Origin of the sequence: Microcoleus vaginatus PCC 9802, from assembly GCA_022701275.1 — a bacterium.
Classification (GTDB): domain Bacteria; phylum Cyanobacteriota; class Cyanobacteriia; order Cyanobacteriales; family Microcoleaceae; genus Microcoleus; species Microcoleus vaginatus_A.
In genome coordinates this window covers 455,890-479,956 of sequence record CP031740.1, presented here as the reverse complement: position 1 = coordinate 479,956, position 24,067 = coordinate 455,890, and the positions used below count along the sequence as shown (strand labels likewise).

Here is a 24,067-nt window from a genome sequence, read left to right as displayed (position 1 = left end):
ACGTGATAAGCTCAGGTGCAGCTAAATTTTACAGTCAACTTTGATGAAATTATTGTGGGGTGGGCGTTTCGCCCGCCTGAAAAATACAACTTAAATGCGGAACAGCTTATTACACAGAAACCCGGTTTCTTAAAAAAAACCGGGTTTCTAAACACCGTAAAAGTTTTACAAAGTTTTACGTTGAATTAGGTTTTGAGCTATCTAGCCAGCGATTTTCAACAATTCCACATCAAAAATCAGCGTAGCATTAGGAGGAATCACCCCGCCCGCACCGCGAGCACCGTAACCGAGTTCAGGGGGAATAATCAACTTGCGGCGGTCTCCAACTTTCATCGTACCGACACCTTCATCCCAACCCTTAATTACTTGACCTACGCCAATTTTGAACTGAAAAGGAGAATTACGATCGCGAGAACTGTCAAACTTCGTGCCATCCTCCAAAGTTCCAGTGTAGTGCACGACAACCGTCTGCCCGGTTTTTGGAGTCGCCCCATTACCCTCTTTCAATTCAACATATTTCAGACCGGAATCTGTGGTGACAGTTTTCTCAGTATTATCAGTCATGTTATTGCCAGCGATAGTAGCTGGTACCTTCGGTAAAGTAGCATCAGCTACTAGCAAGCTATCCTCATTCAAAGACTGCGCGGACAACTTCTCAATAGCAGTCTCGGGTAAAAGATTGTTCAATTCGGCTGCAACTGCTTGGGACCCAGAACCGCCCATTTGAGCGACTATCAAAAACAAAAAGCAAACCAGCATTACCCCCAAGCTGACTAGAACTCCTCGCAAAATTAATCCTCCTGATACTTTTAACCGCGATATCTCAGATATCTAAGACATCTAGTACAACAAGAACTACCAAATGTTATCTGAACTTTTCCACCAAAAAACGGCAGGTTCCAGATAATTTTAAAGGCAAAAGTATGAAGTCAGAATGTTTGTAATTCTACATAAATGACTTCTACATAAGTGCCTTTTTTTAGCCTTCTGCCTTCGGGTGACAATCTTATCACAAGATAGCAGCGAACTTCTCGCGGGCGATCGAACTCAGCGCCAGTTACGGTTTTCTAAATCCCGCATCTGACGTTCCAAACGATCGAGCCTTCCGCGCAACTCATCCATTTCGGACTGTCGGGGGACTCCCATATCTTGGAGAATATTCCGCAATTGCCGCTGCAACTGCGTATCCCAATTGCCCTGCTCAGACTTGAGGTGCTCCGTCATGTCATCGACAAAGGTTTTGGCTTGCTCGGGATTGATTTTGCCATCTTTGACCCATTGCTCGCTAGCTTCCTGCAATTTCTCGGCTACCAGGGAGGTAGTACCAATGCCCAGCATTACCAGTTGTTTGAGTAAGTTGCTATTGTTATCCATAGATTTTTCCTAATGTTTGCCCTTTCATACCCGATCGGCTCAGGTCGCCTGCTGTGGCTGCGAAACCATCTGTAAACTTAAAGTTACATCAGCGCACACCTACCTTTCTATTTTGGAGCATCCAGCCGCCTGATGGCGAGGCGATCACGCTAATCGGCGTTCGGAAAACCCGCTAATGAGCCTACCCACCACATTACCCCATCACCCTTCTGTCTATGCCTGATTGCCCCCGCTGTCACCAACCTGTAGACGCCCAAGCGCTCGCCTGTCCACACTGCAAAATCCCCCTCAAAGCTTTCGGTCATCCGGGTATCCCTCTTTATCGATCAAAACCCGAAGAATTTCTGTGTGCTACCTGTATTTATCACGAAGACGACACTTGCAACTACCCGCAGCGTCCCTTTGCCAAAGAATGCACGCTTTATCACAATCAAGCTGAGCCACTTGTGCCACAGACGATCCCTTACAGCAGCGGCGGGCTGCAATCGATCAAAAATTGGTGTCAGCGCCATCTGGTTTGGTTAGCATTATTAGGTTTAATTATTATTAGCATTGCTCTGTCGATTTAATCGGATTGTACAAAGCGTAGAATAGAGCTATCTCTGTTAATCTGGGTTGCTCTATTATTCTCTAAATTATTCATGAGCTACGTATTCGGCATCGACGGCGGCGGCACTAAAACTATCTGCCTTTTAATGGATGACAACCACCTTGTTTTAGGACGGGGTGAAGCAGGGCCGTCGAATTATCAAACCCTGGGAATTGAGACAGCAAAACAATCCATCCAATTGGCGATCGAACGAGCCGTTCTTTCCGCTCAGCTCGAGGCTGTAGGCAATCTCAACATAGAAGCAATTGGTCTGGGACTAGCAGGCGTCGGGCGTCCAAAAGATCGTGAAATAGTGCAATTTGTAGTGCAGAACTTGCAGTTGACGAATACTTTACCAGTAACCCGATCATTTCTGCCCAGGAATATAGTAATTTGCAGCGACTGCGCGATCGCACTTGCTGGCGGTACAGGCCATCCAGTGGGTATCGCCGTTATTTCAGGAACCGGTTCGATTGTTTTTGGGCAAAACCGTCAAGGGAAAACTAAACGAGTCGGCGGTTGGGGATATATTTTAGGCGATGAAGGCAGCGGATATAACATCGCCCTTCAGGGTTTGCAAGCTGCTTTGAAGTTCTATGACGGACGCGAAGATTTTACCGTGCTTGCGGAAAAATTTCAAAAGCATTTAGGCCTCAATAACCTAGAAGAATTGGTAGAAGTGGTTTACGGGCGCGGTTGGGGAGTCAAAGAAATTGCAGCTTTAGCGCCGATTGTCGAGGGAGCAGCAGCAGAGGGCGATCACGTCGCTGACTGCATTATCAATAATGCTGTGGCAGAATTAACCTATTCAACAAAAATAGCCATTTCAGCGCTATTTAACCAAACAGAAGAATTTGAAATTGTGATCGTAGGAGGCGTGTGGGGCGGCGAGGCAAATTGCCGAGGTCGGTTTGAAGCGGCCATAAGTGCGATCGCCCCAAAGGCTAAGGTAATTTCGCCCCGATACGAACCAGCTTTCGGTGCTGGATTGTTAGCTTTAAACGCTCTCAACAATTAACCTGGCGATCCCAGCCTTCGTGCTGTAATTTCACCTTAACTAATTAGAGGCTAAGGGGGACGATGAATCGAAATCTCTCCTTTATCCTCCTTATCTTCCCAATGTTGCCCATTTTCTCGATCTTTCCAAATTTTAAAATTTTCGATTATCTACCTTATCTTCCCAACTTGTAGAATTCCAGCCTGCCATAATCAAAACATCAGATGAATGCGAAACAAGAAACAAATTTAGCAGTATTGCGTTCCTAAGTAAACAAAAACCGCAGCAAGGAGACAATTTATATGATTACTTCTCAAAAATGGCGTTCAGCAACAGCAGCAATCCTCGCACTGGGCATTACAGTTGGAACCAGCGCGCCGCTAGTGGTAGCGACTCCCGCAGAAGCCCAACAACGAATTTCACAATTTGATAGCATCCGAATTCCGTCGGGCAGTGTAATTCCAGTTAGCTATGAAAAAGACAAAATACTTGTCACCCGCGAAGAAACTGCACCTTTAACTTTAACAGTGGCGCGAGACATCCGCACACCTCAAGGCAGAGTATTAATCCCCGGAGGCAGCCAGATAGTCGGGACACTGCAACCTGTCAGAAGAGGCAATCAAATAGGTACTCAATTTGTTGCTAGAGAGTTAATTATCAGCCGCCGCCAACGCTATCGGATTGATGGCTATTCAGGAATTATTACCAGAACCGAAAGAGTCCAAAAAGGTGCTGGCACAGGTTCATTAGCGCAAGGTGCAGCATTGGGTGCAGCAGCAGCAGCAGCACTAGCAGGCATTACCGGTGACAAAGCGATCGCCACTGAAGAAGTATTGGGAGGCGCTGGGATCGGCGCTATAGCTGGAGTATTGTTGGGGCGACGCAGCGTTGACGTACTCGTGATTCGCCCGGAACAAGATTTGGCAGTGAGATTGCGATCGGACATCGTACTCCGCTAATATTGGAATCTTCGGATTAATTATTTGCAGTAAAACATTGTCGATCGCTAACTTGTGGTCTCCCGATCATTGGCTAGGCCTACTATTAAGGTTGTGCCTAGCCATGTTCGTTGGCGGAATTATTGGATGGGAGCGCCAACTCAGACACAAACCAGCGGGGTTAAGAACTCATATGCTAGTAAGTATGGGTTCTGCGCTGTTTGTTTTAATACCACTAGCAATGGGTAAAAATGAAAGTGGAGGAGAGGCTTTTGGGCGCGTAATTCAAGGCATTGCTGCCGGGATTGGGTTTTTGGGAGGCGGAGAAATCCTGCGGCAAAATCAAGAGGAAATAGGCAAAGTGGAAGTTCACGGGCTCACCTCTGCCGCCGCTATTTGGGTGTCAGCAGCTTTAGGAACTGCGGCAGGATGCGGGTTGTGGCAACTGGCATTAATTGGCGCTTTAATGTCGCTGTTTGTTCTGAGAGGAATTAAAGAGTTAGAGCGTCGGAGTCGCGAGAAATAGTCTCAGTTAGGATAGAAAATCGGGTATTATAACCGTTATAAACTTTGTAGTGACGACGGAAGTACGAGCGAGTTTTATGAGGGTTAAAGTCCTCACTACCAACTAATTTTATTGCGGTCGATGGAGGGGAAATAATATTAGCTGTTTCATACCAAGTCCAGTTAACCAGCGATCATAAATTGTTTGCCCTCATCCCAGCCATACCTGTCCAGATTGTGAAAAAGGGGCCTTACACAATTTGAGGATGATTATTGTGAGCATTGGTGTCAACTTAACGTTAAACCTCATTCCGGCAGGGGTTGAAACAAGAGCCTCAAAGCGAAAGTCCTCGCTATGAAGACTAATGAGTTCTTCAGCCCTCTTTGAGAGGACTTTAGCTATAAGACAGGAAATTCATTCTTTGGCGCACTTTCGGGTGAGCGCAGGGCAGTTTCATTCTCACGAAAATCGCGATTTTGACTCTTGTAGTGCCAAGAATGCCTACCCCCCACAGACGATTTCACAGGCGTTTCAGACATGGGGGCAACCACGAGGGGATTGCACCTAGGTCGAATGAAACCGCCCTGCGGGTGAGCGGGAGCACTGGCGGACTAAAAGCTTAAGTTGACACTAATATATTGTGGGGTGTTCCGCCTGCGGTGAAAATACACGCCTTCGGGCTACGAGAGCCCATTCCCCAAAAAAACAATCAAAATCACCCGGCAATTATGCAACCCCTACAAAGTAGCTAAAACGCTTGAAATCTCTGCTTGGGGCGAGGGATACATCTTCTCCATTTTATAGAGTATTAACAATACATAACATCTCTAGAATACTGCTCAACTTTTAGGAAGCAAACACTTTGTCTACACCTTGACAGGTCTGGTCCTCCAAGCCTGACCTATGACGAGTGAAGTCCTCACTCTCCACTTACATATTCATTTTAATATTTATTTCAATTTTAGTTAATTTGCTCAACACCTATTGAACCCAAATACCAATACTTTTTAAATTAATTAGTCTATAAATAAGCAATATAATTATATTTAACCAGCGTTTATTAAGTATAAAGCTTAATATTCATATCGCCAGATGATTGAATAAAAAAATTAATTTCTATCCGGAAAATTGGGCATTTTCATCACTTCCAAAGACTCTTGCCTCACGCGACCCGCCATCGCAGCTAACTGCAAGCTCATAAAAGCATTCAAATCTTCCAAATCACACTTGGCTGAGGAAAAAATATTCTGCATTTCATTTTCCGCTTCCAAACTCAGATATCCAGCGGCAATAGCTTGTTTTACAACTTCACGAATCTGCACGGTAGAAATGTCCCTTACTAAATTTTAAGTGATCAAAAGCCAACCAATTACTAACAGGAAGTTTCGGAAGCCGTCTCGCCAAAGATTTCCAATTTTTTCAGTTCGCGAGACTCTTGTTTCACTCCTCCGGACATAGCTGCTAGTTGCAAAGCCATAAAAGCATTTAAGTCTTCCAAGTCATACTTGGTGGTAGTTAACATCCGCCGCAGTTGATTTTCGGCTTCAATGGTTAGATAGCCTAGAGCCAGAGCTTGCTGGGTGAGATCACGAATTAGTACCATAACACTTCGGGATTTTATTGGTTCAAGCCTCAGTATCAACTGTTTTCACAGAATCAGCAGTGACGGCTATTGCTCGATAGGTGTGACATTGTTACGGGTCACTCGTGACAGCCGGAGTCCCAGAGTGTGACTAAGTATTTGCACGGTTGTGACGGCGATCACCCAGGGGATGCCAGAGGAGGAGTCGGAGAGTGGAGAGTCGGAGAGTGTCCGGGTGTCTGGGTGGGGGAGTCGGAGAGTGTCCGAGTGGAGGAGTCGGAGAGGGGGAGCATTTTTCTTTTTCCCTGGGACTAATGACTAATGACTACTGCCTTCTACCTTCAGAAGACGCTCAACGTCTATAATCAGCAAGTTAAATATTTACGGCAAGACATATGGAACTAGCTCATAAAGATTTGCTACAACAAATAGCCCGACTATCGGAAACTTATGCTAATTTGGCCGATCGCCTGTCTCAAGCAGCAAAACAACTGCAAGACTCCGGCCTTCCTCCCTCTGACAGCTTGCTGCAGGAAGTAGCAGCCTACAGCCGCAACTTTGCTGCAGTCCAAAAACAAGCTCTCGAACTCAACAAATCCGCGATCGCGCCGGGGGAAATTGCTTCCCTCAAAGAGATTCAAAACTTAGTTCAGACAGCAGCAGCTTCTGAAGGTAAAGCAGAAATTCGCGATGCAGCATTGAAAGTGATCGATCGAGTATTGGCGATCGCCCACCGCGAACAAAGCGACTTCGCACCCTTACAATCAGTTCATGCCAGAGCCCGCGAACTGCAACGCGCGATTTCCGAATCAACCCCAACTCAACTGCATTCTGACGCAGAATCCTTAGTCAGCGGCAAACACCCAGTTTCAGCAGTGCTCGCCCTGGTGGAACAGCAAGACAAATTAGATGACGAACAGTGGGTCATTCTCGAAGAAACAGTCAGCGCCGCTTTTGGCAAACAAATAGCCGTAGCCATTTCCAGAGGCAAATTAACCATTGCTGAGATGGTAAAAGCAGCACCTGCAAAAGTCGAACCCGCATTTAAAGCAGCGCCAGAACAAAAAATCAGCGCCGAACCTTTGCCAGAAGTGATTGTCATCCCGTCAGGAAATGTGGCGCCGAAACAAGTTACAGTTGCGCCACAGATCCAGATTTTGGAATCCCCCGCACCTTCTGCCCCCATGCACGAGGTAATTATTGTTCCCAGCGTGGAAGTACCTAAGTCTCTCCCGACAACCGGTTCTGGGAACATTGTTTTTGGGGCACCCCGGAACATTCAACCAGCGGTGGCCGTAGAGGGCGGTTTGGGAATCAAAGTTTTGGTGCACATTCAGGGGATTGGCGATCGAACTTTCGGTGCTCAAGAATACGCGGGTACTAAAGCTCAAGGGCGCCGTGTCGAAGGATTTCAAATTAATATCGATCCCCCAATTCCCGGTTTAAATGTCGAGTACATGGCTCACGTCGAAGGTGTGGGCGATACTCCTTGGATCAGCGAAGGAGAATTGGCAGGTTTTCGGGGTCAAGCGAAACGAATTGAGGGATTTGCGGTGCGGTTGAGCGGGCCGCAAGCTGATAAGTACGACGTATTTTATAGCGCTCACATTCAGAATATCGGCGACACCGACGTGTCCTCCAACGGCGAATATTGTGGCACTCGCGGCAAAGCTTTGAGAATAGAGGGTATCAAAGTTTGGATCGCGCAGTCTGCGAGTTCCCAAACAGTGGCGCCTGTGGGTTTAAAAGTGTTGGCGCATATTCAAGGAATTGGCGATCGAACTTTTAGCGATCGAGAATATGCGGGTACTAAAGCTCAAGGCCGCCGCGTGGAAGGATTTCAAATTAAAATAGAGCCTCCCGTTGCCGGTTTAAACTTGCAGTACATGGCTCACGTTGAAGGAGTTGGCGATACTGCTTGGATCTCCGAAGGGGAGTTGGCCGGTTTCCGGGGCAAAGCCAAGCGCATTGAGGGATTTGCCGCCCGCCTGACAGGGCCGCAAGCTGATAAATACGACGTATTTTATACGGCTCACATCCAGAATGTGGGCGATACTCCTGTTACTGCTAACGGTCAATATTGCGGCACTCGCGGCAAAGGTTTGAGGGTTGAGGGGATGACAATTTGGGTTGAACCGAAAGCGTAAAAATTGAGAATGAATGGAAAATTGGCAGTTGCATTTTCCATTCATTGGAAACCGTTTTTTTAAACCAAAATATGCCACTACAGTGAGAATATAGGTGAAAAAATGCGGTTTTTGTAGCTTAATACGGTAAATCCTGTGCTCAGGGTGCAGCAGGTGCGATAAACTTTCGAGAGTATGACCGATCGCACTTAGAGTAGCTTCGCAAGCGACTGATTCGGGGGCGCAGTGACTGGATACGACACTCTGCCACAAAAAGCGCAAGCGTTGCATCTTCACCCTTCCAAAGCTGCCAAAAGACACAGCAATAAAGCCTCCGTCCACTCGACTACGGCACCGTAAGTATCGCCCGTGTGGCCGCCCAAACGGTGGTTAAACCAGGCTCCGGCAAAAATCCCGATCGCACTTCCCCCCAACGCCATCCCCACCGCCAACAGCCACCGATCGCCCTCCAAGACAACTTGCACCACGCTCAGACTAAGCAGCAACAGCACTCCTGGGATAAAATCAAAAGGAGAATAAATAGATTCCTTGTGAAAAGCTCCCTTACCCTCGGCCCGCAGATATGGATAGCGGGCGATCGCCACCAGTTGGGCCCACCTTCCCCAACCCGCGACACCCATCAAAGCCAGCCACCGATAGTTATTCAAGTCCGAGAGAGCGGCAGTTTTCAGCAGTACGATCGCGATCGCAGCCATCGCCCCAAAGGCTCCTGTAACGCTGTCCCGCATGACTTCCAGCCTGCGTACCGGGTCGGGTACAGCCAGCCCGTCCGCCGCGTCCATTGCGCCGTCTAGGTGCAGCCCGCCAGTCACGGCGATGCCCAAGACTACCACCAAGGCCGATCGAGTCAGATCAGGCATTCCCAACAACTGCAACCCAACATCCCCCAGTCCCAGCATCCCCCCAATCAAAAGCCCGATCGCCGGTGCCAAGCGGGCAATGCCCCGAAACTCCAAAGTCCAAGACACTGGTACCGGCAAACAAGTATAAAAAGCGACTGCCGCTGCGATGGCAGCGCCTTGATTCCGGAAAAACTCGATCGTAGAGCGAACCCATTTATCATGCACCATAAGATAGAAAATTTTTCATCTGGTATGCAGTTGTCAATCGATTAGCGTGTGCCAGAATTGGACTGTAACACCCTAGTTTTTTGGATCGAGCATTCCTCCTGTCGCCCGCTCTTTTCCCCGGAAAACCTCTGTCGGCAGCGATCCCAAAGCTCCCTATCTAAAATGACTATACTCAAGATCCGTGTTTCCCTTGCCAAGAATTCTAACTAACTCCCTGATTTTCAAGACGGGACAATACTACAACAGAGGCTTTTACTACATGAGTCACGATCAATTGAATAACAGGGTAGTTGCTCCTTGCATCATCGATACAGGGATTGTCGTCAACAAACGCGATATCAAAAGATTGCTGTTTGATTTAGGACGTGTTCGCTACCTTCACATACAGGATGGCCAGATTTATAGCGAAGGGGAAGGTTATGTACTCGAAGTCTTCGCCAACCCCGACCGTTCTACCCTGATTGCCAACCATGCGCTTTATTTGAACGTGTATAGTTTTGATTACCTGGAACTTAAACAGTCCCCTGAAGATGGTGCTTATTTTGACCTGATTCAAGATGGACGGCAGTTGCGCTTAATTCCCCTCTCCAATCCTTTGCAAGAGCAATTCGCCCGGAATTTAAATGCTGCGGCTTTGGATGCGGTTGTCGATCAGGTACTCTCAGGCAACTGGGATCTGCACTTGGACGAAGATGATTCCCCCTTTTAATCGTCAGTCAGTCGATTTTAGATTTTAGATTTTAGATTTTAGATTTACTTGCAGCGCCGTGAATCTGGGAGTTAGAACTAAGGTCTAAAATTTTTTGCCCTCCACGACGATTGTCGGAAACTTGTATCCGTTTTTGGGCGGGGTCATGAGTTTTTTGTCGCTATGTCATCAACAATAGGTTAGATAACAACGACTGCCCAGTAGCGGTTAACGATCGTCGGGGACTAATGACTGAAGACAACGCGAGATTTTCTTTTAAATGTCAGGCTAATTGCAGCCATACCCAAGCGCGTGCAGGGGTTTTTACAACTCCCCACGGTGTTGTGGAAACGCCTAAATTTATGCCTGTGGGGACGCTAGCTAATGTCAAAACTTTGACACCGGCACATCTTGAGGCGGCGGGTTCTCAAATGGTTTTGGCAAATACTTATCACTTGCACTTGCAGCCGGGGGAAGCGATTGTCGCAGGCGCGGGCGGATTGCACAAATTTATGGCTTGGCCAGGCCCGATGCTGACGGATTCGGGCGGCTTTCAGGTGTTTAGCTTGAGCCAAATGCGGACTATTTCGGAGAATGGGGTGACTTTTCGCTCTCCCCGCGATGGCCGCATGATTAATTTGACGCCGGAACGATCGATCGAAATTCAGAATGAGTTGGGCGCTGATGTGATTATGGCCTTTGACGAGTGTCCCCCTTACCCCGCTACGCGGGAAGAGGTGGAGGCGGCGACAAATCGCACTTACCGCTGGCTGCAACGCTGCATTCAAGCTCACTCGCGTCCGGATCAAGCTTTGTTTGGAATCGTCCAGGGGGGCGTTTTCCCCGATTTGCGATCGCGCGCGGCGAACCAGTTGGTAGATTTGGATTTACCAGGCTACGCCATCGGCGGGGTTAGTGTGGGGGAATCGGGGGATTTGATCGCAGAGATTGTGAAGGTGACAGCGCCTCTGTTGCCGGCAAATAAACCGCGTTATTTGATGGGGATTGGGACTTATCGGGAAATGGCGCTGGCGGTGGCGAGTGGCGTAGATATGTTTGACTGCGTGATTCCAACTCGGCTAGCCCGCCACGGGACTGCTTTTGTTGGTGGGGAACGCTGGAATTTGAAAAATGCTCGGTTTCGGGAGGATTTTGCTCCGCTGGATGAGTCTTGTCCTTGTTATACCTGCCAAAAATTCAGTCGGGCTTATTTGGCCCATTTGGCGCGGGCTAACGAAGTGCTGGGGTATACTTTGCTGGCGATTCACAATGTCACGGAGTTGATTCGCTTTACTGGGAGGATGCGGGAAGCGATTTTTGCCGATCGATTTACTGAAGAGTTTGCCCACTGGCTCGCACCGAGAGTCGATTAATCATGATTGCCTTGGGTAAAGATATGCGACAATTATGAAAATTCTGTTGGATAGGTAGGTTGATTCATGGAAGCTGCATTACTCTTAGCAAAACTGCCCGAAGCTTATTCGATTTTTGAGCCTTTGGTTAATGTTTTGCCGGTCATTCCCGTGTTTTTCTTGTTGCTGGCTTTTGTTTGGCAGGCGGCTGTCGGATTTAGATAAGTTTGATTTCCTAAAAAGCAGGGGCAATTTTTGAATTGCCCCTGCTTTTAGCTATTAAGTTTTGTTTCGTTGTTCTTTCTGCCTTCAGCTACCGCCGATCGCACTTTTGAAAGCCGGTCTTTCTGAGATCCGCTTGATGTAATCTACAACGGCCGGATAAGCACTAAGGTCTAGTTTTAGCATCATCGGAATGTAGGCCAACATTGACCCGACTGCTGCGTCGGCGACGCCAAATTCATCACCCATTAAAAATGGCTGTTTCTCGAAGATTTCATTTAACGGTTTTAACAACTTGGGAGTTTCCCGCTCCCGACTTGCTTCGACAAATATTCCAGGGCCGAGGGTGGCGTTAGCAAAGATGACCCACTGCACGATTTGAGCTTGCTGCTCCAAATTATCGGGCATTTTACCATGTTTTTGAGCTAAATACAGCAGAATTGCGCCGGATTCCCAAAGTTTGAAATCTCCGTCAACAATTGCCGGTACTTTGGCGATCGGGTTTATTTCGAGATACTCGGGCTGCAAGTGTGCCCCTGCTTGCATATCCAGCATGACGAATTCGTAGGGAACTCCTATTTCTTCTAGATACCACTTGACAATTGAGGCCCTGCTGCGGGCTCCGCCGTAAAGTTTCAGCACCGAATTTTTATCCTTTAACGCAATATTGCTGTTATAGCACTTTTTGGGAATTGGAGTCACCAGAGACTCTGATGTCAATGTTCGACTGATGACTCTTGACTAATAACTAATGACCGATAACTAATGGCATTTCTGTCAAGTGCAGAAACAAGATTCTGCTGCCAATAAAAATTAAAATTGCTCCGCCCAATATCTCAATTTTATTAGCAAACAAGTTGCCGCACTTGTGCCCAATAAACACGCCTGCAAAGGCTAAAAAGAAAGTAATAACTCCGATCGCAGTCACCGCAAGAGCAATAGAATCTTTCAGGACAGCAAATCCGAGGCCAACTGCGAGGGCATCGATACTCGTCGCCACCGACAGCGTTATCAAAGTTCCCGTATCTAAGGGATTGAACTTTTTCTCGCATTCTTCGCTTTGCAGCGATTCGTAAATCATTCTCCCGCCAATGAAACTCAAAAGCCCAAAAGCGATCCAATGGTCGATCGGTGTTATCAAAAAACTAAAACTAAGACCGATTAACCATCCTATTACGGGCATTAAAGCTTGAAAACCTCCGAAAAATAAGGCGATTTTTAAAGCTTTATTGACCTTCATGTGTTTGATTGCTAAACCGCTCGAAACAGCAACAGCAAAAGCATCGGCTGCTAGTCCCAAGGAAAGTAATATGGTAGTGGCTGCATCCATTTTTGTAAACTGTTAGGTGTTATAAATAAACTGTTACTCTTGACTGTTTTAGTTTACAAAAATTTTTGATATAATTACGTTATTATCATAATATATTCATTTTTGAGTCACATTTATTTCACAATTAGCGAGAGTTGAAAAAATCAGCGCTTAGCTGTATTGTGTAAAAGATTATTTATCAAGTAGCAGAATTGACTATGCCGCAATCTAGACCGTACCAGCCATTGCTGCTCAGGTTACTGCATGGGGTTAACGCCGCGATCGCCCTTTTAGCAATTTTGAGCGCATTTCTGGCTTACAACACCTACGATGGGCGGTTTGGCAAAGTCCCCGTGCCTCAGATTGCAGATATTATCGGGATTCACGGCACTTTTGGCAAGATGTTGCTGTTAGGAATAATGCCGGCTTTTGCATTGTACAGTTTCCACGCCGGTCCAAAACGCTTGGTGCAGCCGGATTCTTTTGGGAAACTAACGCAGTTGGGAAAACCGATTTGGTGGTACAGTTGGCACCGGATTGTGAATACGTTAATGTTGCTGGCACTGACTTGGGCGATCGCTTCTGGCAGTATGGTTAAGGAAGAATGGCTGCCGGCTGGGGAATTGACGCAGGTTTGGTATTATTTACACGCTTCTGGTTGGGTGGTATTGGTGTTTTGTCTGGCAATGCACTTGTTGATGAGTGCGAAGGTGGGGGGTTGGCCGCTAATTTTGTCCATGTTTGATGCCGCATATCGCCCGGAGGATTCACCGGCGGCTTGGTGGAAGAAAATTCGCTCTTTGGTCGATCGCTCTTAATGTGAAAAGGCTTAATTTGAAAATGAACAAAAATATTTTATTAATTGTTGCGGAAGTCTTGGTAATGGGAGGTTGGTTGTTTGCTGTGGTTGCACCTTTATTATTTCCCTAATCCTATCATAGCAATTGGGTTAACAAAGGATCATTAGGTTTGTAGTGAGGACTTCAGCCCTCTGTTTTATGACGAATAAAGTCTTGAGTACGAAGCCAAATTAAACTTTTCGCGGAGCTTGCTGGCAAGATTTGCGACGGGTTTCCCTGGCGGTAAGATGCGATATCAAACAATCGGCAATTTTACCATAAACTCAGCACCGCCCCCAGTTTGAGATTTAATTTGAGATGGCACTGGAGATTCAACTGTAAGGCGACCGCCGTGCAATTCTACAATAATTTTATAGCAAACCGACAACTCCAATCCTCTAAAATTTTTAAATGATTTAGTATGGCCAAACTGGTCAAATATTCTGTGTAGAATTTCCGGTGGAATTCGGGAGCCGTTGTGGGCGATTGATAGTGAAATAAACCTGCCTGGAGAATCCTCGACAATATCTGTTTTAATTGTAATAATTGGAGCGGAGTTTTCAAGAGTGTTAAGAGCATCAATAGCAGTGCTGAGGAGACTCGCGAATACCTGGCTCAGTTGACCGGGATAACACAAAATGGGGGGCAGGTTGTGGTACTCCTTGACTACTAATATTTTTTGCTCCAGCCGACTCGCTAGCAACAGCAAAATATTGTCGATGCTTTCATTTAGGTTGGCGTGTTCTTTGTTGGGTTCGTCAGGAAGCGAAAATTTCCGCAAAGCAAGGACTATCTGGCGAATGCGATCGGCTCCTATTTTCAAAAGGTTGAGAATTTGCGGCAACTCTTCGGTGATAAAATCTAGGTCGCAGGCTTCTATTTCTGTGGCAATTCGCGGCACAGGCTCGGGATATTGTTCGCGATAGAGGCGAATTATATTGAGCAAATCTTTGATATAATCGTTAACGTGAATCAGGCGACCGTAAATAAAGTTAATCGGGTTATTAATTTCCTGGGCAACTTCGGCGGCTAGTTGGCCGACAATTGTCATTTTTTCGCTTTGTACTAAATGCTCTTCGGTGATTCTGAGTTTGGCTAAGACTTCTTCCAAAAGTTTGAGTTCTTGTTGAATTTGCCCGTGGAGTTGGGATTGGGAAATGGCGATCGCCAGCGAGTCTGCAATTGCTTCCAAAACTTCCACCTCGTCGGGAGTTGCAAACCGCCGATTTGCACAGGCGAACAGATATCCAAGCCGATGATTTTGAGTTAGTACGGGTACTGCTGCGTAGTGACCATTTGTGAGTTCGATATGGACATATTCCTCAGAGGCTGTGGCATCAGGGGCAGCCGTTTTATGTAGCAGTATCGTTTCGCAGCGGTGAAGCCGTGCAGCTAAATCTCCAGAGGGCCCTCCTGGAACACCAAAGATTCCCAAGCGCCCCGGCAAACCTTCCCGGCAATATTCCCAGGCAAATTCTAAAGTATCTTGTCGGGGATCGTACCATGCGAAAATTGCTCGATCGAGCTTCAGTAAAGTACCGAGTTCGTCTACTGTAGTTTGGAGGATGCGATCGAGGTGCAAGCAAGCGCGAATCCGGCCCGTCAAGCGATGGAGAAGACCTTCTGTGCGACTGCGAATGCAATTTAGGGCAAACAGCTTGAGCGCCACAATTGCTGCGAAAATAGCTGCGGCGGCAAGTACGCCGGCGGCTATTGCTAGTATCTTGAAAGGCAGGAGTTCTTTTTCGAGATTGTCACGGGGAATTACGAGGGCGATCGACCATTCAGCTTGTTCTAAGGGAAGATAGGCAACATAAACTCTGGCGTCGTTGATTTGAGTCAGCACAATGCCCGTTTTTTGATAAACCATCTCCCGGGCTACATTTGCCAAATTAGCATCTGCGGACTCTAAAAGACTGGGCGCCGATTTGTCTATATTTCCGGTTAATCGATCGTTGGGATGCACAATCGGCACTCCTTGAGAATTTAGAACAAAAGCGTAAGTTCCTGCCCCATATTCCAGCTTTCCTACTACTTCGGCAATTCGGTCGATGCTAATGACGCCGTTCATTACTCCGATCGGCTTTTCGGCTGTTTTATCAATAGAATTTGCCGAATTTGACCACACCGGAGCGGAAATGGGAACAATACTTTGTCCTTTGAGCGTGCGAGAAATGGTAGGATCGGAAACATAGACTTCCCCAGCCATTGCCTTTTTAAAGTGTTGGCGGTCGCTCACATTAATCAAGGCTCTGCCCACTTTTGTGGTGAAATAAGAACCGTCGGGATCAATTAATGCGAAGTGCTGGAACTCTTGCAGTCGATTTACTTCCGATTTTAAATAAGGCTCTGCAACTGACCAATTCATCGAACGAACGGGAGGAGTGTGGGCGAGGATTTCGATCTCAGCCTTTCTAGTGCCGAGCCAGCGATCGATCTTGTTGGCCCCCTCCCTAACTTCTAACAAAGCATTTCGCTCGCTTTTGGTGATAATCAAGCGGCGAACGCTTTGATAGCTGATACAACCCGTGATGCTAGCTGCTAAAATTGTTCCGCCCAAAATTAAGAGCGCAGTTTTGTACCCAAGATGGTATTCGCCCTTTAATTCCGCTGGCAATAGTCGAGTTAATTTCCACCACTTTACTCTCGCAAAGCTTCGCATGGTTTGACCAATTTGTGAGATTGAAATCCTTAGCTCACCTGCGATGTACTCGCCCGCATGCCAGTAGTCTGAAACTACTAGCCTTCAATAATTGCGGGATTTTTTAATTTTTTCCCGCCGGCCGGCTCACCTTGTTAAACTGGAATAATATTCTATCATTTTTTTGATGAATTAAAATTTTTCATTAAGAACTTAAGATTTTTCTTAACAGTCGTTAATAATTTATGTTAATTAGGTGATGTGAGCACTGCGAACCCTACATTGAGATGTTTGGTGTTTGTCTTAATAACGAAATATTAAAAGTTTTTCCTTCATTAATGAACTAAAAACTTGTTAAATGTTTAATTGACATCGTTTCCGGTTGCCTCGGTATTTTTCAAAAATCCCAACAGTCAGTTGGTCCGAAAGCATAATTTTAGTCAACAGTCAACAGTCAAAAATCATATTGAGGAGTGCAACCGGAATTCATATTACATCTCAAAACTCGGAACTATTTTCGGTGCATCCGCTGGCTGAGGCACTGTTAAATTGCCCCAGTTGCGGGATTTGTTTAAAGAACCTTGTGAGTGTGTTCGTGCTGTTTCACATTGTCTTCAGTGCGAATGACGCGCTCGGAGTTGAGCACTCTTTTGCGTTCTAAGGAATAAGTAAAGTCGTTGCGAACTGTTCCCAGGGGAATGTGAAGTTGAGCTTGGGGGCGGATTTTGTAAGTGCGGGCAGCGGCGATCGCCCGAAAGCCAAATTCTTCGCTAAACTGAGCTGATGTCGGGAATTCTGGCAACATTTTGGGTGTTTCGCCGTCTAGCACTGCTCCCAAAGTCGTCCCGCAAATCATTAAATAAGATGTGGGAATTCCCTTCAAAATTGCTTCCAAAGCTGCTGAGGGAATAGCTTCGATTACTTGCACTTCAAAAACTTCGCCTTCTTCTTTGATGAAGCAGGTAGCTACACCGACTGCTATGTAGTCGTCGGTGCAGAGATCAGGAGCGTTGGAATAAACTGTTGCAGTCGTCATAAAAAAAGCTTGGTAGTGTGGAAACCGGGAACGAGAAATTAAGCGATTTTAGATTTGAGATTTGAGATTTTTTCCAGGGTTTTTTTCGGGTATTTTACCTAAAAAATCTCAAACCGGCTGTTCTAATACCTAAAATTTTTGGCTTAAGCTCCAAAGAGCCGATCGCACGATTGTGTCGATCGTACCACATCAAGGTAGATGGCGGATAATTCGGCAAGGATTCCCCGCCGCCACGACGTTTGCGGGAATATCTTTGACAACAACACTGCCTGCGCCGATCGTGCTATTGTCGCCAATAGTGACTCCTGGACAAATCATAGCGCCGCCACCAATCCAAACATTATTGCCAATATTAATTTCAGCGGCGAGTTCTCCGCCAGAAAGTCTAATTTCCGGGTCTGTGGGGTGAAAAGCTGTGTAAATTTGCACGTTGGGCCCGCACAGTAAATTTTCGCCAATGTTAACTCGATTGCAGTCGAGAATCACGCAACCAAAATTCATGTACAATCCGTTTCCAGCATAAATATTGCTGCCGTAGTCGCAGTAGAAAGGTGGCTCGATTTCAACTTTTGGGCCAACTGAACTGAACAATTCTGTGAGAATTTCTAACCGTTTGTCTGGTTCGTCTTCGCGGGTAGAATTGTAGGTTCTGGTGAGGCGGCGGGCTCGTTGGCGCTCTAAAATTAATTGCTCATCACCAGCTAAATACAATTCGCCGGCGAGCATTTTTTGTTTTTCTGTTTTTTCCACAGTTTTTTCCACGGTAAGAATCGGCGGTTAAACCGCTACTTCACCAACGAACTTCCTCTCTAAGAAATTGAAGAATAATGTAGGGTGCGCTAGGCGCACCTTACCGCTATAATTAGTGCGTCAGATCATTTTTTGATGTTGCAGCATACATTTAGGGTTCAGGTTTTGACTGCAAACAAACAGCTAAATCCAGATTGGCTAATTGCTCAAAAGCTCGATCGATCGATCCTTTTCCCCGCAAAAAACCAGTATTTGCACCGGGACAAATATACTGTAAAGTTTCTGGCGAAAATCGATCGATAATTGATTTCACGCTGTTAATTTGCCTAGGCCAGTGAAAAGTTTTTGCGGTCAACAGCGGTACTGGGGCGGCTTCTCGGTTGGGGAGCAAGTGCCTACCCGAAAACAGCACTCCACCGCTGCCACTATGATAAAGGCAAGAGGAACCAGGAGAATGGCCAGGAGTCCAAAATGCTTTCATTCGATCGCTCACAACAAATTCTCGCTCAAAAACCGTCACCTTCAAACCCGGCAGTAAATAAGCTTCCTGCTCTTGAATCAGGATCTCGCACCCCGTGGCTTCCTGAATCTCCCGCGCCTTGGCGATAGCGCCGCGGTGCGTGAGAAACAGCAGTCGCACGCCGCCGTGTTCCCGCAAAAATGTTTGGTTAATCTCATCCCAAGCGGGACAATCCACCAGGATGTTAGTTTGGTTTTCTACAATGAAATAGGCTGTTGCACCCAGAGTTTCCCGGTTAGGCGGGAAAGCAAGGATATTGTCGAGCACGGGCCTGGGTTGTTTGGAGACTAAAGTCTGTTGTTTCAAGGAAGTATTTCAGAAGGGAATGGGATAAATATTATGTTCTTTTTACTATGGTTGTTCGTATTGGGGCTGATATCGTACTACTTGTTGCAGAACGGCACCAGCCGCATCACCAGGACTCCGATATGGCTGCTGTGGCTGGTAATGATGGCGCCCGCGCTGATTTGGAGTGGTTGGATTTTAGTTTACGGTACCAGCAAAACTGTACCGCCGGAGTTGGTAATTATACCTTTTCTGGTTTGCCCTTTTTTGTATTGGTTTTTGGTACAGTTGGGGCGCAAGAAAATTACCGCCGAAACTGCTGAGCAGCTAGCAGCAGAAGCGACTGAACCTGTAAAGCCAAAACCGCCCGTGCGCCCGATAAATGCAGCGGAAGAAGCGAGTTTGCGCGATTGTTTTCCTTGGTCAATTTACTTTTTGCGAGATTTGGAATTTCGGCCGCAGGCTGTAATTTGTCGCGGACAGTTGCGGACGAACCCCGACGCGGCTTATCAGACAATTCGGGAGAATGTGGAGAGGCTTTTTGGCGATCGCTTTTTAGTAGTATTTCAAAACAGCTTGAGCGGTCAACCTTTTTTTGCTATAGTTCCCAATCCCAGCCACCAATCAGGGGAAACTCCTGTCAAAACCGAATCTGTAACCCGGCCATTTTTCGCATTAGCTTTGCTGGTGATCACGGTGTTTACGACTACGCTTGTCGGGGCGCGACTTGCCGGAGTTACTGAACAAGCTTTGCAGTCCAACCCATCAATATTGCTCCAGGGTTTGGCTTACTCGCTTTCTCTAATTACAATTTTAGCAATTCACGAATCCGGCCACTATTTAGCTGCCACATTCTACAAAATTCGCACGACTTTGCCTTATTTTATCCCGATTCCTTTTTTCTTGGGAACTTTTGGGGCATTCATTCAAATACGGAGTCCAATTCCCAACCGCCGAGCTTTATTTGATGTTAGCATTGCCGGCCCCCTTGCGGGTTTAGTGGCGACAGTGCCATTATTACTTTGGGGTTTGAATCATTCGACTATTGTACCGCTGTCTGAAAAGTCGGGAATGTTAAATTTTGACTCTTTCAAACCCAGTTTTTCGCTGCTGATGACTTTGTTGAGCAAGTTAACCTTGGGCGGCGCTTTGAATGCGGAAACTGCGATCAATTTGCATCCGGTAGCGGTGGCTGGTTATTTGGGTTTGATCGTGACGGCGTTTAATTTGATGCCGGTGGGACAACTCGACGGCGGGCACATCGTGCACGCGATGTTCGGCCAGCGAGCGAGTATGGCGATCGGGCAAGTTGCTAGACTTTGTATGCTGCTGCTGTCTTTTTTGGAACAGGGTTTACTGCTATGGGCGATTATTTTGTTTTTCACGCCACTAAACGACGAACCGGCGTTGAATGATGTCAGTGAATTGGATAATCGGCGGGATTTTTTGGGGCTAATGGCGATCGGGCTTTTGTTAATGATTTTGTTGCCGGCGCCCAGGGTACTCCTTGAGTGGTTAAATGTTTAGAAGGAAGAGGGAAGAAGGAAGAGGGAAGAAGGAAGAAGGAAGAGGGAAGAGGGAAGAGGGAAGAAGGATTGATTTATCTAGGAGAAAAAGAAGAAGGAATAAGTAAGAAAAGAGAGGTTCACAAATTATCCACTGGTTGCTATATTAGGACTTCGGCACGGCGGTTAGAAACCCGGTTTCTTCCTAGATACTTCTCTACAAAACCACGATTTATCCCAGAAACCGGGTTTCTAAGGCGTAAGTCCTGTATACAAACGAGTTTAGCGTCGGTCAATTCGCTTTCTCTCTCCCAGTAATCTAGAGTTTCAGCGACTTATCTGAGAAATATGTCTTACAAATCCTTTACTTTCCAACAATTAAAAGAGCGATTTGGATTGGAACCGTCACTCAGTCCTATTTGGAGTGCCAAGGTTGTTCCTGTAGAACCCTCCGAATGGTTTTGGAGAACCCTCGAAATTAGTTCTCACACTGCTGTTACAACTGCCAAAGAACGTTCGGAACGGATTATTTCTCCTCTTCTGTTAGAATTTAGAGAAAGGAACAACAGACAATTTTCTATTTTTTCTGGTTGGTCGTTTGATGTAGATGTTGAGCAGGGATTGAATGGGGAATGCGACTTTCTATTATCTTCCGTGCCGTTTGATTTTGAAATTAAAGTTCCGGTTTTTGCATTGAGAGAAACGAAAGGCCCAGAAATAGAATCTTTTCTGCCGCAGTGTGCAGCACAAATGGTAGCGGCTCAGCTATTTAACGAACGCGAACACAATTCCCTACCTGCAGTATATGGCTGCGTAACTACTGGCGTTGTCTGGCGGTTTCTTAAATTAGAGGGAAATAATTTAATTATTGATGCTGATGTTTATTGTGTCGATAATGTTCCTATGATTTTAGGTGCGTTGCAAACAATTGTTAATTCATACAAATAATTTAACGGCTCTAATAAAAGAGGTTGGTAGTGAAAATTGCTGCGGTCACTACAAAGTTAATCTGAGTTTTTACCGGATGCGAGAGCGAAAAAGTTTGACCGCCAATTAAATAATCTAGCTGTACAAATGATCGCAATTACTCCCGAACAAATACCGCTAATTCCGATTTATCGCGAGAAGTGGCGACAAATTGGACTTTCGATAAAACCGATCGATCGCCCGCAAGCGACAGCGGCCATCAACACCGCCTACAACATCATCCGCTGTCCTGAACCGGAAATTATTTTCTGTGACAGCCCTTACATAGCTTTGCAAGCAGTTGAACCGCTAAGAATACGCGATTCTGGTCTGGGAACGGCCAGCGAAATCAGAAACAAAATTCATAATGAATTGTACGATATATTAAGAAGTCAACTCGGCCGGGAGCTGGAAAATCAAATTTACAGCCAACTCTATAATCCCCTGTACGCTCAACTGATGAATCAACTCCACCTTCATGTTAAAGACGAAGTTTACGTCAAATTAGCAAGGAAGTTGGGCGGGAGATTTCAGAGATTTCTGATCGATCAGGCTTATCATAATAACAGCATAGTTTCCGAACTATCAGCCTGTCACGGAAGTTGGGTGGATTTTTGTATTGGCGTGTTAAATTTGGAGTACGATCGCCCTTTATACTCAGCCTTTAAATCTTTAGTGGAAAACTGCGGCTGGATTTACCCGTTTGAGAAAAAGTGCTTTGTGTGCGATCGCCCGATCCAACTTCATTTTGATAGCGAATATTTGCTCCACGCAGAAGGTCAACCAGCGGTTGAATTTGCTGACAAGTTCAGTGTATACTCTTATCGCGGTGTCCGACTGCCGGAAATAATTGGTAAAGTTCCGCCGCAGTCTTGGCAAGCTTCATGGCTGTTAACAGAACAGAATGCCGAAGTGCGGCGAGTTTTGATTCAAGCGATCGGCTATCCGAGAATTTGTCAAGAATTGCAAGCAACTGAATTGGATACTTGGCAAGAATATACTTTGTTGAAAATTGAAAATAATATTGACATAGAGCCAATTTATTTGTTAAAGATGACTTGTCCGAGTACGGGACACCTTCACGCTTTGCGAGTGCCACCAAAAGTGCGATCGGCTAAAGAAGCGATTAACTGGGTAAATTGGGGAATAGATCCCGAAGAATTTCAAGTCCAGACTTGACCGAAAGCATCCAGGATACAAGCCCCCGGATTCATCCGTGGAGAAATAAAAAACCTGTATCCGATAAACACGCCCCCGAATTTATCCGTGGGGTCAATGCTTCAATCTAAAATCTAAAATCTAAAATCTAAAATCGATTGACGGGAAAGTTTAGAGTTTGGAGTGCGCGAGTTTACAGTTAAAGAATTACACCGCCACAAAAGTAGCGTTCTGCACAAGTCCAGAACAATTAAAAAATGTAGAATTGCAGCCACCGCTTGATACTATGTACTCTGGCAGCTAAAACCCACAACTTCAAATCGACATGAGCCAGCATTCAGACCGCATTGCCCCTCACGGCGGCACCCTGGTCAACCGCATTGCCACACTAGACCAAAGACAAGAATTTTTCGATAAAGCAGAAGTCTTGCCGCGAGTCCAGCTTTCGGATCGCTCGATCTCTGACCTGCAAATGATCGCCATCGGCGCCCTGAGTCCCCTCAAAGGGTTCATGAACGAAGCTGATTATCGATCGGTCGTTAAACAAATGCGCCTCTCCAACGGCCTGCCGTGGTCGGTTCCCATCACCCTCTCGGTCTCCCAAGAAGTCGCCGACTCCCTCAAAGAAGGCACTTTAGTGCGCCTCGACTCGCCGACGGGCGAATTTGTCGGGCTCTTGGAACTTGCAGAAAAATACCACTATAGCAAAGAAGAAGAAGCCCTCAACGTCTACCGCACCGACGACCTCAAACACCCGGGCGTCCAAGTAGTAGACAAATCCGGGCCCGTTAACCTCGCAGGTGATGTTTGGCTGCTGGAACGCGGACTAGACCCCCGGTTTCCCCAATACCAAATTGACCCGGCGAAATCGAGAATGCTGTTCACAGAAAAAGGATGGAAAACGATAGTCGGTTTCCAAACCCGAAACCCCATCCACCGCGCACACGAATACATCCAAAAATGCGCCTTAGAAACAGTAGACGGCTTGTTTCTGCACCCGTTAGTCGGGACGACAAAAGAAGACGACATCCCCGCTGATGTGCGGATGCGCTGCTACGAAATTCTGCTAGAAAAATACTATCCACACGATCGCGTAATTTTGGCAATTAATCCGGCGGCGATGCGCTACGCCGGGCCGCGAGAAGCAATTTTTCATGCTTTAATCCGCAAAAACTACGGCTGCACTCACTTTATCGTGGGGCGCGATCATGCTGGAGTTGGCGATTATTACGGCACTTACGATGCCCAATATATTTTTGACGAATTTGAGCCGGGAGAATTGGGAATTGTGCCGATGAAATTCGAGCACGCTTTCTATTGCACACTGACGGAACAAATGGCTACAACTAAAACGAGTCCCAGCACTCCCGAACAACGGGTGCATTTGTCTGGAACCAAAGTTCGGGAAATGCTGCGCGCTGGTAAATTGCCGCCGCCGCAGTTTTCCCGGCCGGAAGTTGCCGCAGAATTAGCCAAGGCAATGAATATTTTCAATTACGAGATTTAAATCTTGAACATTGGTGGGGGCGACATTCTGCATAGTTTTTAATTTTGAGTTTTGAGTTTTAAATGGGAAATTTTCAACTTAAAGCTC

General features: G+C 46.4%; 25 protein-coding genes. 14 read left to right on the top strand and 11 right to left on the bottom strand.

Features of this window, described 5'->3' with window-relative positions:
* Positions 1–201: 201 nt before the first annotated feature.
* Both D0A34_01995 and D0A34_01990 read right to left on the bottom strand, forming a co-directional pair.
* Entirely contained in the window at positions 202–789 is a 588-nt protein-coding gene (locus D0A34_01995) for an FKBP-type peptidyl-prolyl cis-trans isomerase (protein UNU17798.1), read from the bottom strand.
* A gap of 258 nt (positions 790–1,047) precedes the next feature.
* On the bottom strand, positions 1,048–1,374 hold the full coding sequence (locus tag D0A34_01990; protein ID UNU17797.1) for a hypothetical protein: 327 nt from the start codon (positions 1,372–1,374) through the stop codon (positions 1,048–1,050).
* A 215-nt stretch (positions 1,375–1,589) separates the two neighbouring features.
* Between D0A34_01990 and D0A34_01985 the strand changes: the two genes are divergently transcribed.
* The 4 genes from D0A34_01985 (at position 1,590) to D0A34_01970 (ending at position 4,424) form a co-directional block, all read left to right on the top strand.
* Positions 1,590–1,943, top strand: a complete 354-nt coding sequence (locus D0A34_01985) for a zinc ribbon domain-containing protein (protein ID UNU17796.1) — start codon at positions 1,590–1,592, stop codon at positions 1,941–1,943.
* 72 nt (positions 1,944–2,015) lie between these two features.
* A complete protein-coding gene (locus tag D0A34_01980; GenBank protein UNU17795.1) occupies positions 2,016–2,981 on the top strand; it encodes an ATPase in 966 nt (321 codons plus the stop codon).
* 281 nt (positions 2,982–3,262) lie between these two features.
* Positions 3,263–3,919 (top strand): hypothetical protein, encoded by a 657-nt coding sequence (locus D0A34_01975; protein ID UNU17794.1) that lies wholly within the window; start codon positions 3,263–3,265, stop codon positions 3,917–3,919.
* Positions 3,920–3,956: 37 nt separating this feature from the next.
* Positions 3,957–4,424: an MgtC/SapB family protein gene (locus D0A34_01970; GenBank protein UNU17793.1), complete on the top strand. Its 468-nt coding sequence runs from the start codon at positions 3,957–3,959 to the stop codon at positions 4,422–4,424.
* A 1,088-nt stretch (positions 4,425–5,512) separates the two neighbouring features.
* Here D0A34_01970 and D0A34_01965 read toward each other — a convergent pair.
* A complete protein-coding gene (locus D0A34_01965) occupies positions 5,513–5,725 on the bottom strand; it encodes a hypothetical protein (GenBank protein ID UNU17792.1) in 213 nt (70 codons plus the stop codon).
* 50 nt (positions 5,726–5,775) lie between these two features.
* Positions 5,776–6,006: a hypothetical protein gene (locus D0A34_01960; GenBank protein ID UNU17791.1), complete on the bottom strand. Its 231-nt coding sequence runs from the start codon at positions 6,004–6,006 to the stop codon at positions 5,776–5,778.
* A 374-nt stretch (positions 6,007–6,380) separates the two neighbouring features.
* Between D0A34_01960 and D0A34_01955 the strand changes: the two genes are divergently transcribed.
* On the top strand, positions 6,381–8,132 hold the full coding sequence (locus D0A34_01955) for a hypothetical protein (GenBank protein ID UNU17790.1): 1,752 nt from the start codon (positions 6,381–6,383) through the stop codon (positions 8,130–8,132).
* A gap of 272 nt (positions 8,133–8,404) precedes the next feature.
* Here the strand turns inward: D0A34_01955 and D0A34_01950 are convergent, their stop codons facing one another.
* Positions 8,405–9,202 carry an adenosylcobinamide-GDP ribazoletransferase gene (locus D0A34_01950; GenBank protein UNU17789.1) on the bottom strand — a complete coding sequence of 266 codons (798 nt, stop codon included), beginning with the start codon at positions 9,200–9,202 and terminating at the stop codon, positions 8,405–8,407.
* Positions 9,203–9,461: 259 nt separating this feature from the next.
* Here D0A34_01950 and D0A34_01945 point away from each other — a divergent pair, with 259 nt between their 5' ends.
* From D0A34_01945 to D0A34_01935, 3 genes are all read left to right on the top strand, one after another.
* On the top strand, positions 9,462–9,911 hold the full coding sequence (locus D0A34_01945) for a hypothetical protein (GenBank protein UNU17788.1): 450 nt from the start codon (positions 9,462–9,464) through the stop codon (positions 9,909–9,911).
* Positions 9,912–10,138: 227 nt separating this feature from the next.
* The gene (locus tag D0A34_01940; GenBank protein ID UNU17787.1) at positions 10,139–11,263 is read left to right on the top strand and encodes a tRNA guanosine(34) transglycosylase Tgt; all 1,125 of its coding nucleotides are present in this window, start codon (positions 10,139–10,141) and stop codon (positions 11,261–11,263) included.
* A 66-nt stretch (positions 11,264–11,329) separates the two neighbouring features.
* Entirely contained in the window at positions 11,330–11,467 is a 138-nt protein-coding gene (locus D0A34_01935) for a photosystem II reaction center protein K (protein UNU17786.1), read from the top strand.
* An 84-nt stretch (positions 11,468–11,551) separates the two neighbouring features.
* Here D0A34_01935 and D0A34_01930 read toward each other — a convergent pair whose 3' ends face one another.
* Entirely contained in the window at positions 11,552–12,106 is a 555-nt protein-coding gene (locus D0A34_01930) for a glutathione S-transferase family protein (protein ID UNU22124.1), read from the bottom strand.
* Positions 12,107–12,212: 106 nt separating this feature from the next.
* The gene (locus tag D0A34_01925; protein UNU17785.1) at positions 12,213–12,794 is read right to left on the bottom strand and encodes a manganese efflux pump; all 582 of its coding nucleotides are present in this window, start codon (positions 12,792–12,794) and stop codon (positions 12,213–12,215) included.
* Positions 12,795–12,991: 197 nt separating this feature from the next.
* Between D0A34_01925 and D0A34_01920 the strand changes: the two genes are divergently transcribed.
* The gene (locus tag D0A34_01920; GenBank protein UNU17784.1) at positions 12,992–13,591 is read left to right on the top strand and encodes a cytochrome b/b6 domain-containing protein; all 600 of its coding nucleotides are present in this window, start codon (positions 12,992–12,994) and stop codon (positions 13,589–13,591) included.
* Between the two features lie 277 nt (positions 13,592–13,868).
* On the opposite strand, the gene D0A34_01915 is transcribed toward D0A34_01920, so the two are convergent.
* The 4 genes from D0A34_01915 to D0A34_01900 all read right to left on the bottom strand — a co-directional run bounded on the left by D0A34_01915 (position 13,869) and on the right by D0A34_01900 (position 18,865).
* Positions 13,869–16,274, bottom strand: a complete 2,406-nt coding sequence (locus D0A34_01915) for a GAF domain-containing protein (protein ID UNU17783.1) — start codon at positions 16,272–16,274, stop codon at positions 13,869–13,871.
* Positions 16,275–16,824: 550 nt separating this feature from the next.
* Entirely contained in the window at positions 16,825–17,289 is a 465-nt protein-coding gene (locus D0A34_01910) for a hypothetical protein (GenBank protein UNU17782.1), read from the bottom strand.
* 189 nt (positions 17,290–17,478) lie between these two features.
* The gene (locus D0A34_01905) at positions 17,479–18,039 is read right to left on the bottom strand and encodes a sugar O-acetyltransferase (GenBank protein ID UNU17781.1); all 561 of its coding nucleotides are present in this window, start codon (positions 18,037–18,039) and stop codon (positions 17,479–17,481) included.
* Positions 18,040–18,190: 151 nt separating this feature from the next.
* Entirely contained in the window at positions 18,191–18,865 is a 675-nt protein-coding gene (locus D0A34_01900) for an MBL fold metallo-hydrolase (GenBank protein UNU17780.1), read from the bottom strand.
* 33 nt (positions 18,866–18,898) lie between these two features.
* On the opposite strand from D0A34_01900, the gene D0A34_01895 reads away from it, so the two are divergent.
* The 5 genes from D0A34_01895 to sat all read left to right on the top strand — a co-directional run bounded on the left by D0A34_01895 (position 18,899) and on the right by sat (position 23,980).
* A complete protein-coding gene (locus D0A34_01895) occupies positions 18,899–20,371 on the top strand; it encodes a site-2 protease family protein (protein UNU17779.1) in 1,473 nt (490 codons plus the stop codon).
* Positions 20,356–20,667, top strand: coding sequence for a hypothetical protein (locus D0A34_01890; GenBank protein ID UNU17778.1), 312 nt, complete (start codon positions 20,356–20,358; stop codon positions 20,665–20,667). The genes D0A34_01895 and D0A34_01890 overlap by 16 nt, the downstream gene beginning before the upstream one ends.
* Positions 20,668–20,697: 30 nt before the next feature.
* Entirely contained in the window at positions 20,698–21,297 is a 600-nt protein-coding gene (locus D0A34_01885) for a hypothetical protein (GenBank protein UNU17777.1), read from the top strand.
* A gap of 126 nt (positions 21,298–21,423) precedes the next feature.
* Entirely contained in the window at positions 21,424–22,494 is a 1,071-nt protein-coding gene (locus D0A34_01880; GenBank protein UNU17776.1) for a hypothetical protein, read from the top strand.
* Positions 22,495–22,798: 304 nt separating this feature from the next.
* Positions 22,799–23,980 (top strand): sulfate adenylyltransferase, encoded by a 1,182-nt coding sequence (gene sat, locus D0A34_01875; GenBank protein ID UNU17775.1) that lies wholly within the window; start codon positions 22,799–22,801, stop codon positions 23,978–23,980.
* Positions 23,981–24,067 lie beyond the last annotated feature (87 nt).

Coding starts and splice junctions, on each gene's coding strand:
- D0A34_01990 (UNU17797.1), bottom strand. CDS start 1,374: ATGGATAACAATAGCAACTTACTCAAACAACTGGTAATGCTGGGCATT.
- D0A34_01960 (UNU17791.1), bottom strand. CDS start 6,006: ATGGTACTAATTCGTGATCTCACCCAGCAAGCTCTGGCTCTAGGCTAT.
- D0A34_01980 (UNU17795.1), top strand. CDS start 2,016: ATGAGCTACGTATTCGGCATCGACGGCGGCGGCACTAAAACTATCTGC.
- D0A34_01915 (UNU17783.1), bottom strand. CDS start 16,274: ATGCGAAGCTTTGCGAGAGTAAAGTGGTGGAAATTAACTCGACTATTG.
- D0A34_01940 (UNU17787.1), top strand. CDS start 10,139: ATGACTGAAGACAACGCGAGATTTTCTTTTAAATGTCAGGCTAATTGC.
- D0A34_01985 (UNU17796.1), top strand. CDS start 1,590: ATGCCTGATTGCCCCCGCTGTCACCAACCTGTAGACGCCCAAGCGCTC.
- D0A34_01880 (UNU17776.1), top strand. CDS start 21,424: ATGATCGCAATTACTCCCGAACAAATACCGCTAATTCCGATTTATCGC.
- D0A34_01895 (UNU17779.1), top strand. CDS start 18,899: ATGTTCTTTTTACTATGGTTGTTCGTATTGGGGCTGATATCGTACTAC.
- D0A34_01885 (UNU17777.1), top strand. CDS start 20,698: ATGTCTTACAAATCCTTTACTTTCCAACAATTAAAAGAGCGATTTGGA.
- D0A34_01945 (UNU17788.1), top strand. CDS start 9,462: ATGAGTCACGATCAATTGAATAACAGGGTAGTTGCTCCTTGCATCATC.
- D0A34_01920 (UNU17784.1), top strand. CDS start 12,992: ATGCCGCAATCTAGACCGTACCAGCCATTGCTGCTCAGGTTACTGCAT.
- D0A34_01975 (UNU17794.1), top strand. CDS start 3,263: ATGATTACTTCTCAAAAATGGCGTTCAGCAACAGCAGCAATCCTCGCA.
- D0A34_01925 (UNU17785.1), bottom strand. CDS start 12,794: ATGGATGCAGCCACTACCATATTACTTTCCTTGGGACTAGCAGCCGAT.
- D0A34_01955 (UNU17790.1), top strand. CDS start 6,381: ATGGAACTAGCTCATAAAGATTTGCTACAACAAATAGCCCGACTATCG.
- D0A34_01935 (UNU17786.1), top strand. CDS start 11,330: ATGGAAGCTGCATTACTCTTAGCAAAACTGCCCGAAGCTTATTCGATT.
- sat (UNU17775.1), top strand. CDS start 22,799: ATGAGCCAGCATTCAGACCGCATTGCCCCTCACGGCGGCACCCTGGTC.
- D0A34_01910 (UNU17782.1), bottom strand. CDS start 17,289: ATGACGACTGCAACAGTTTATTCCAACGCTCCTGATCTCTGCACCGAC.
- D0A34_01950 (UNU17789.1), bottom strand. CDS start 9,202: ATGGTGCATGATAAATGGGTTCGCTCTACGATCGAGTTTTTCCGGAAT.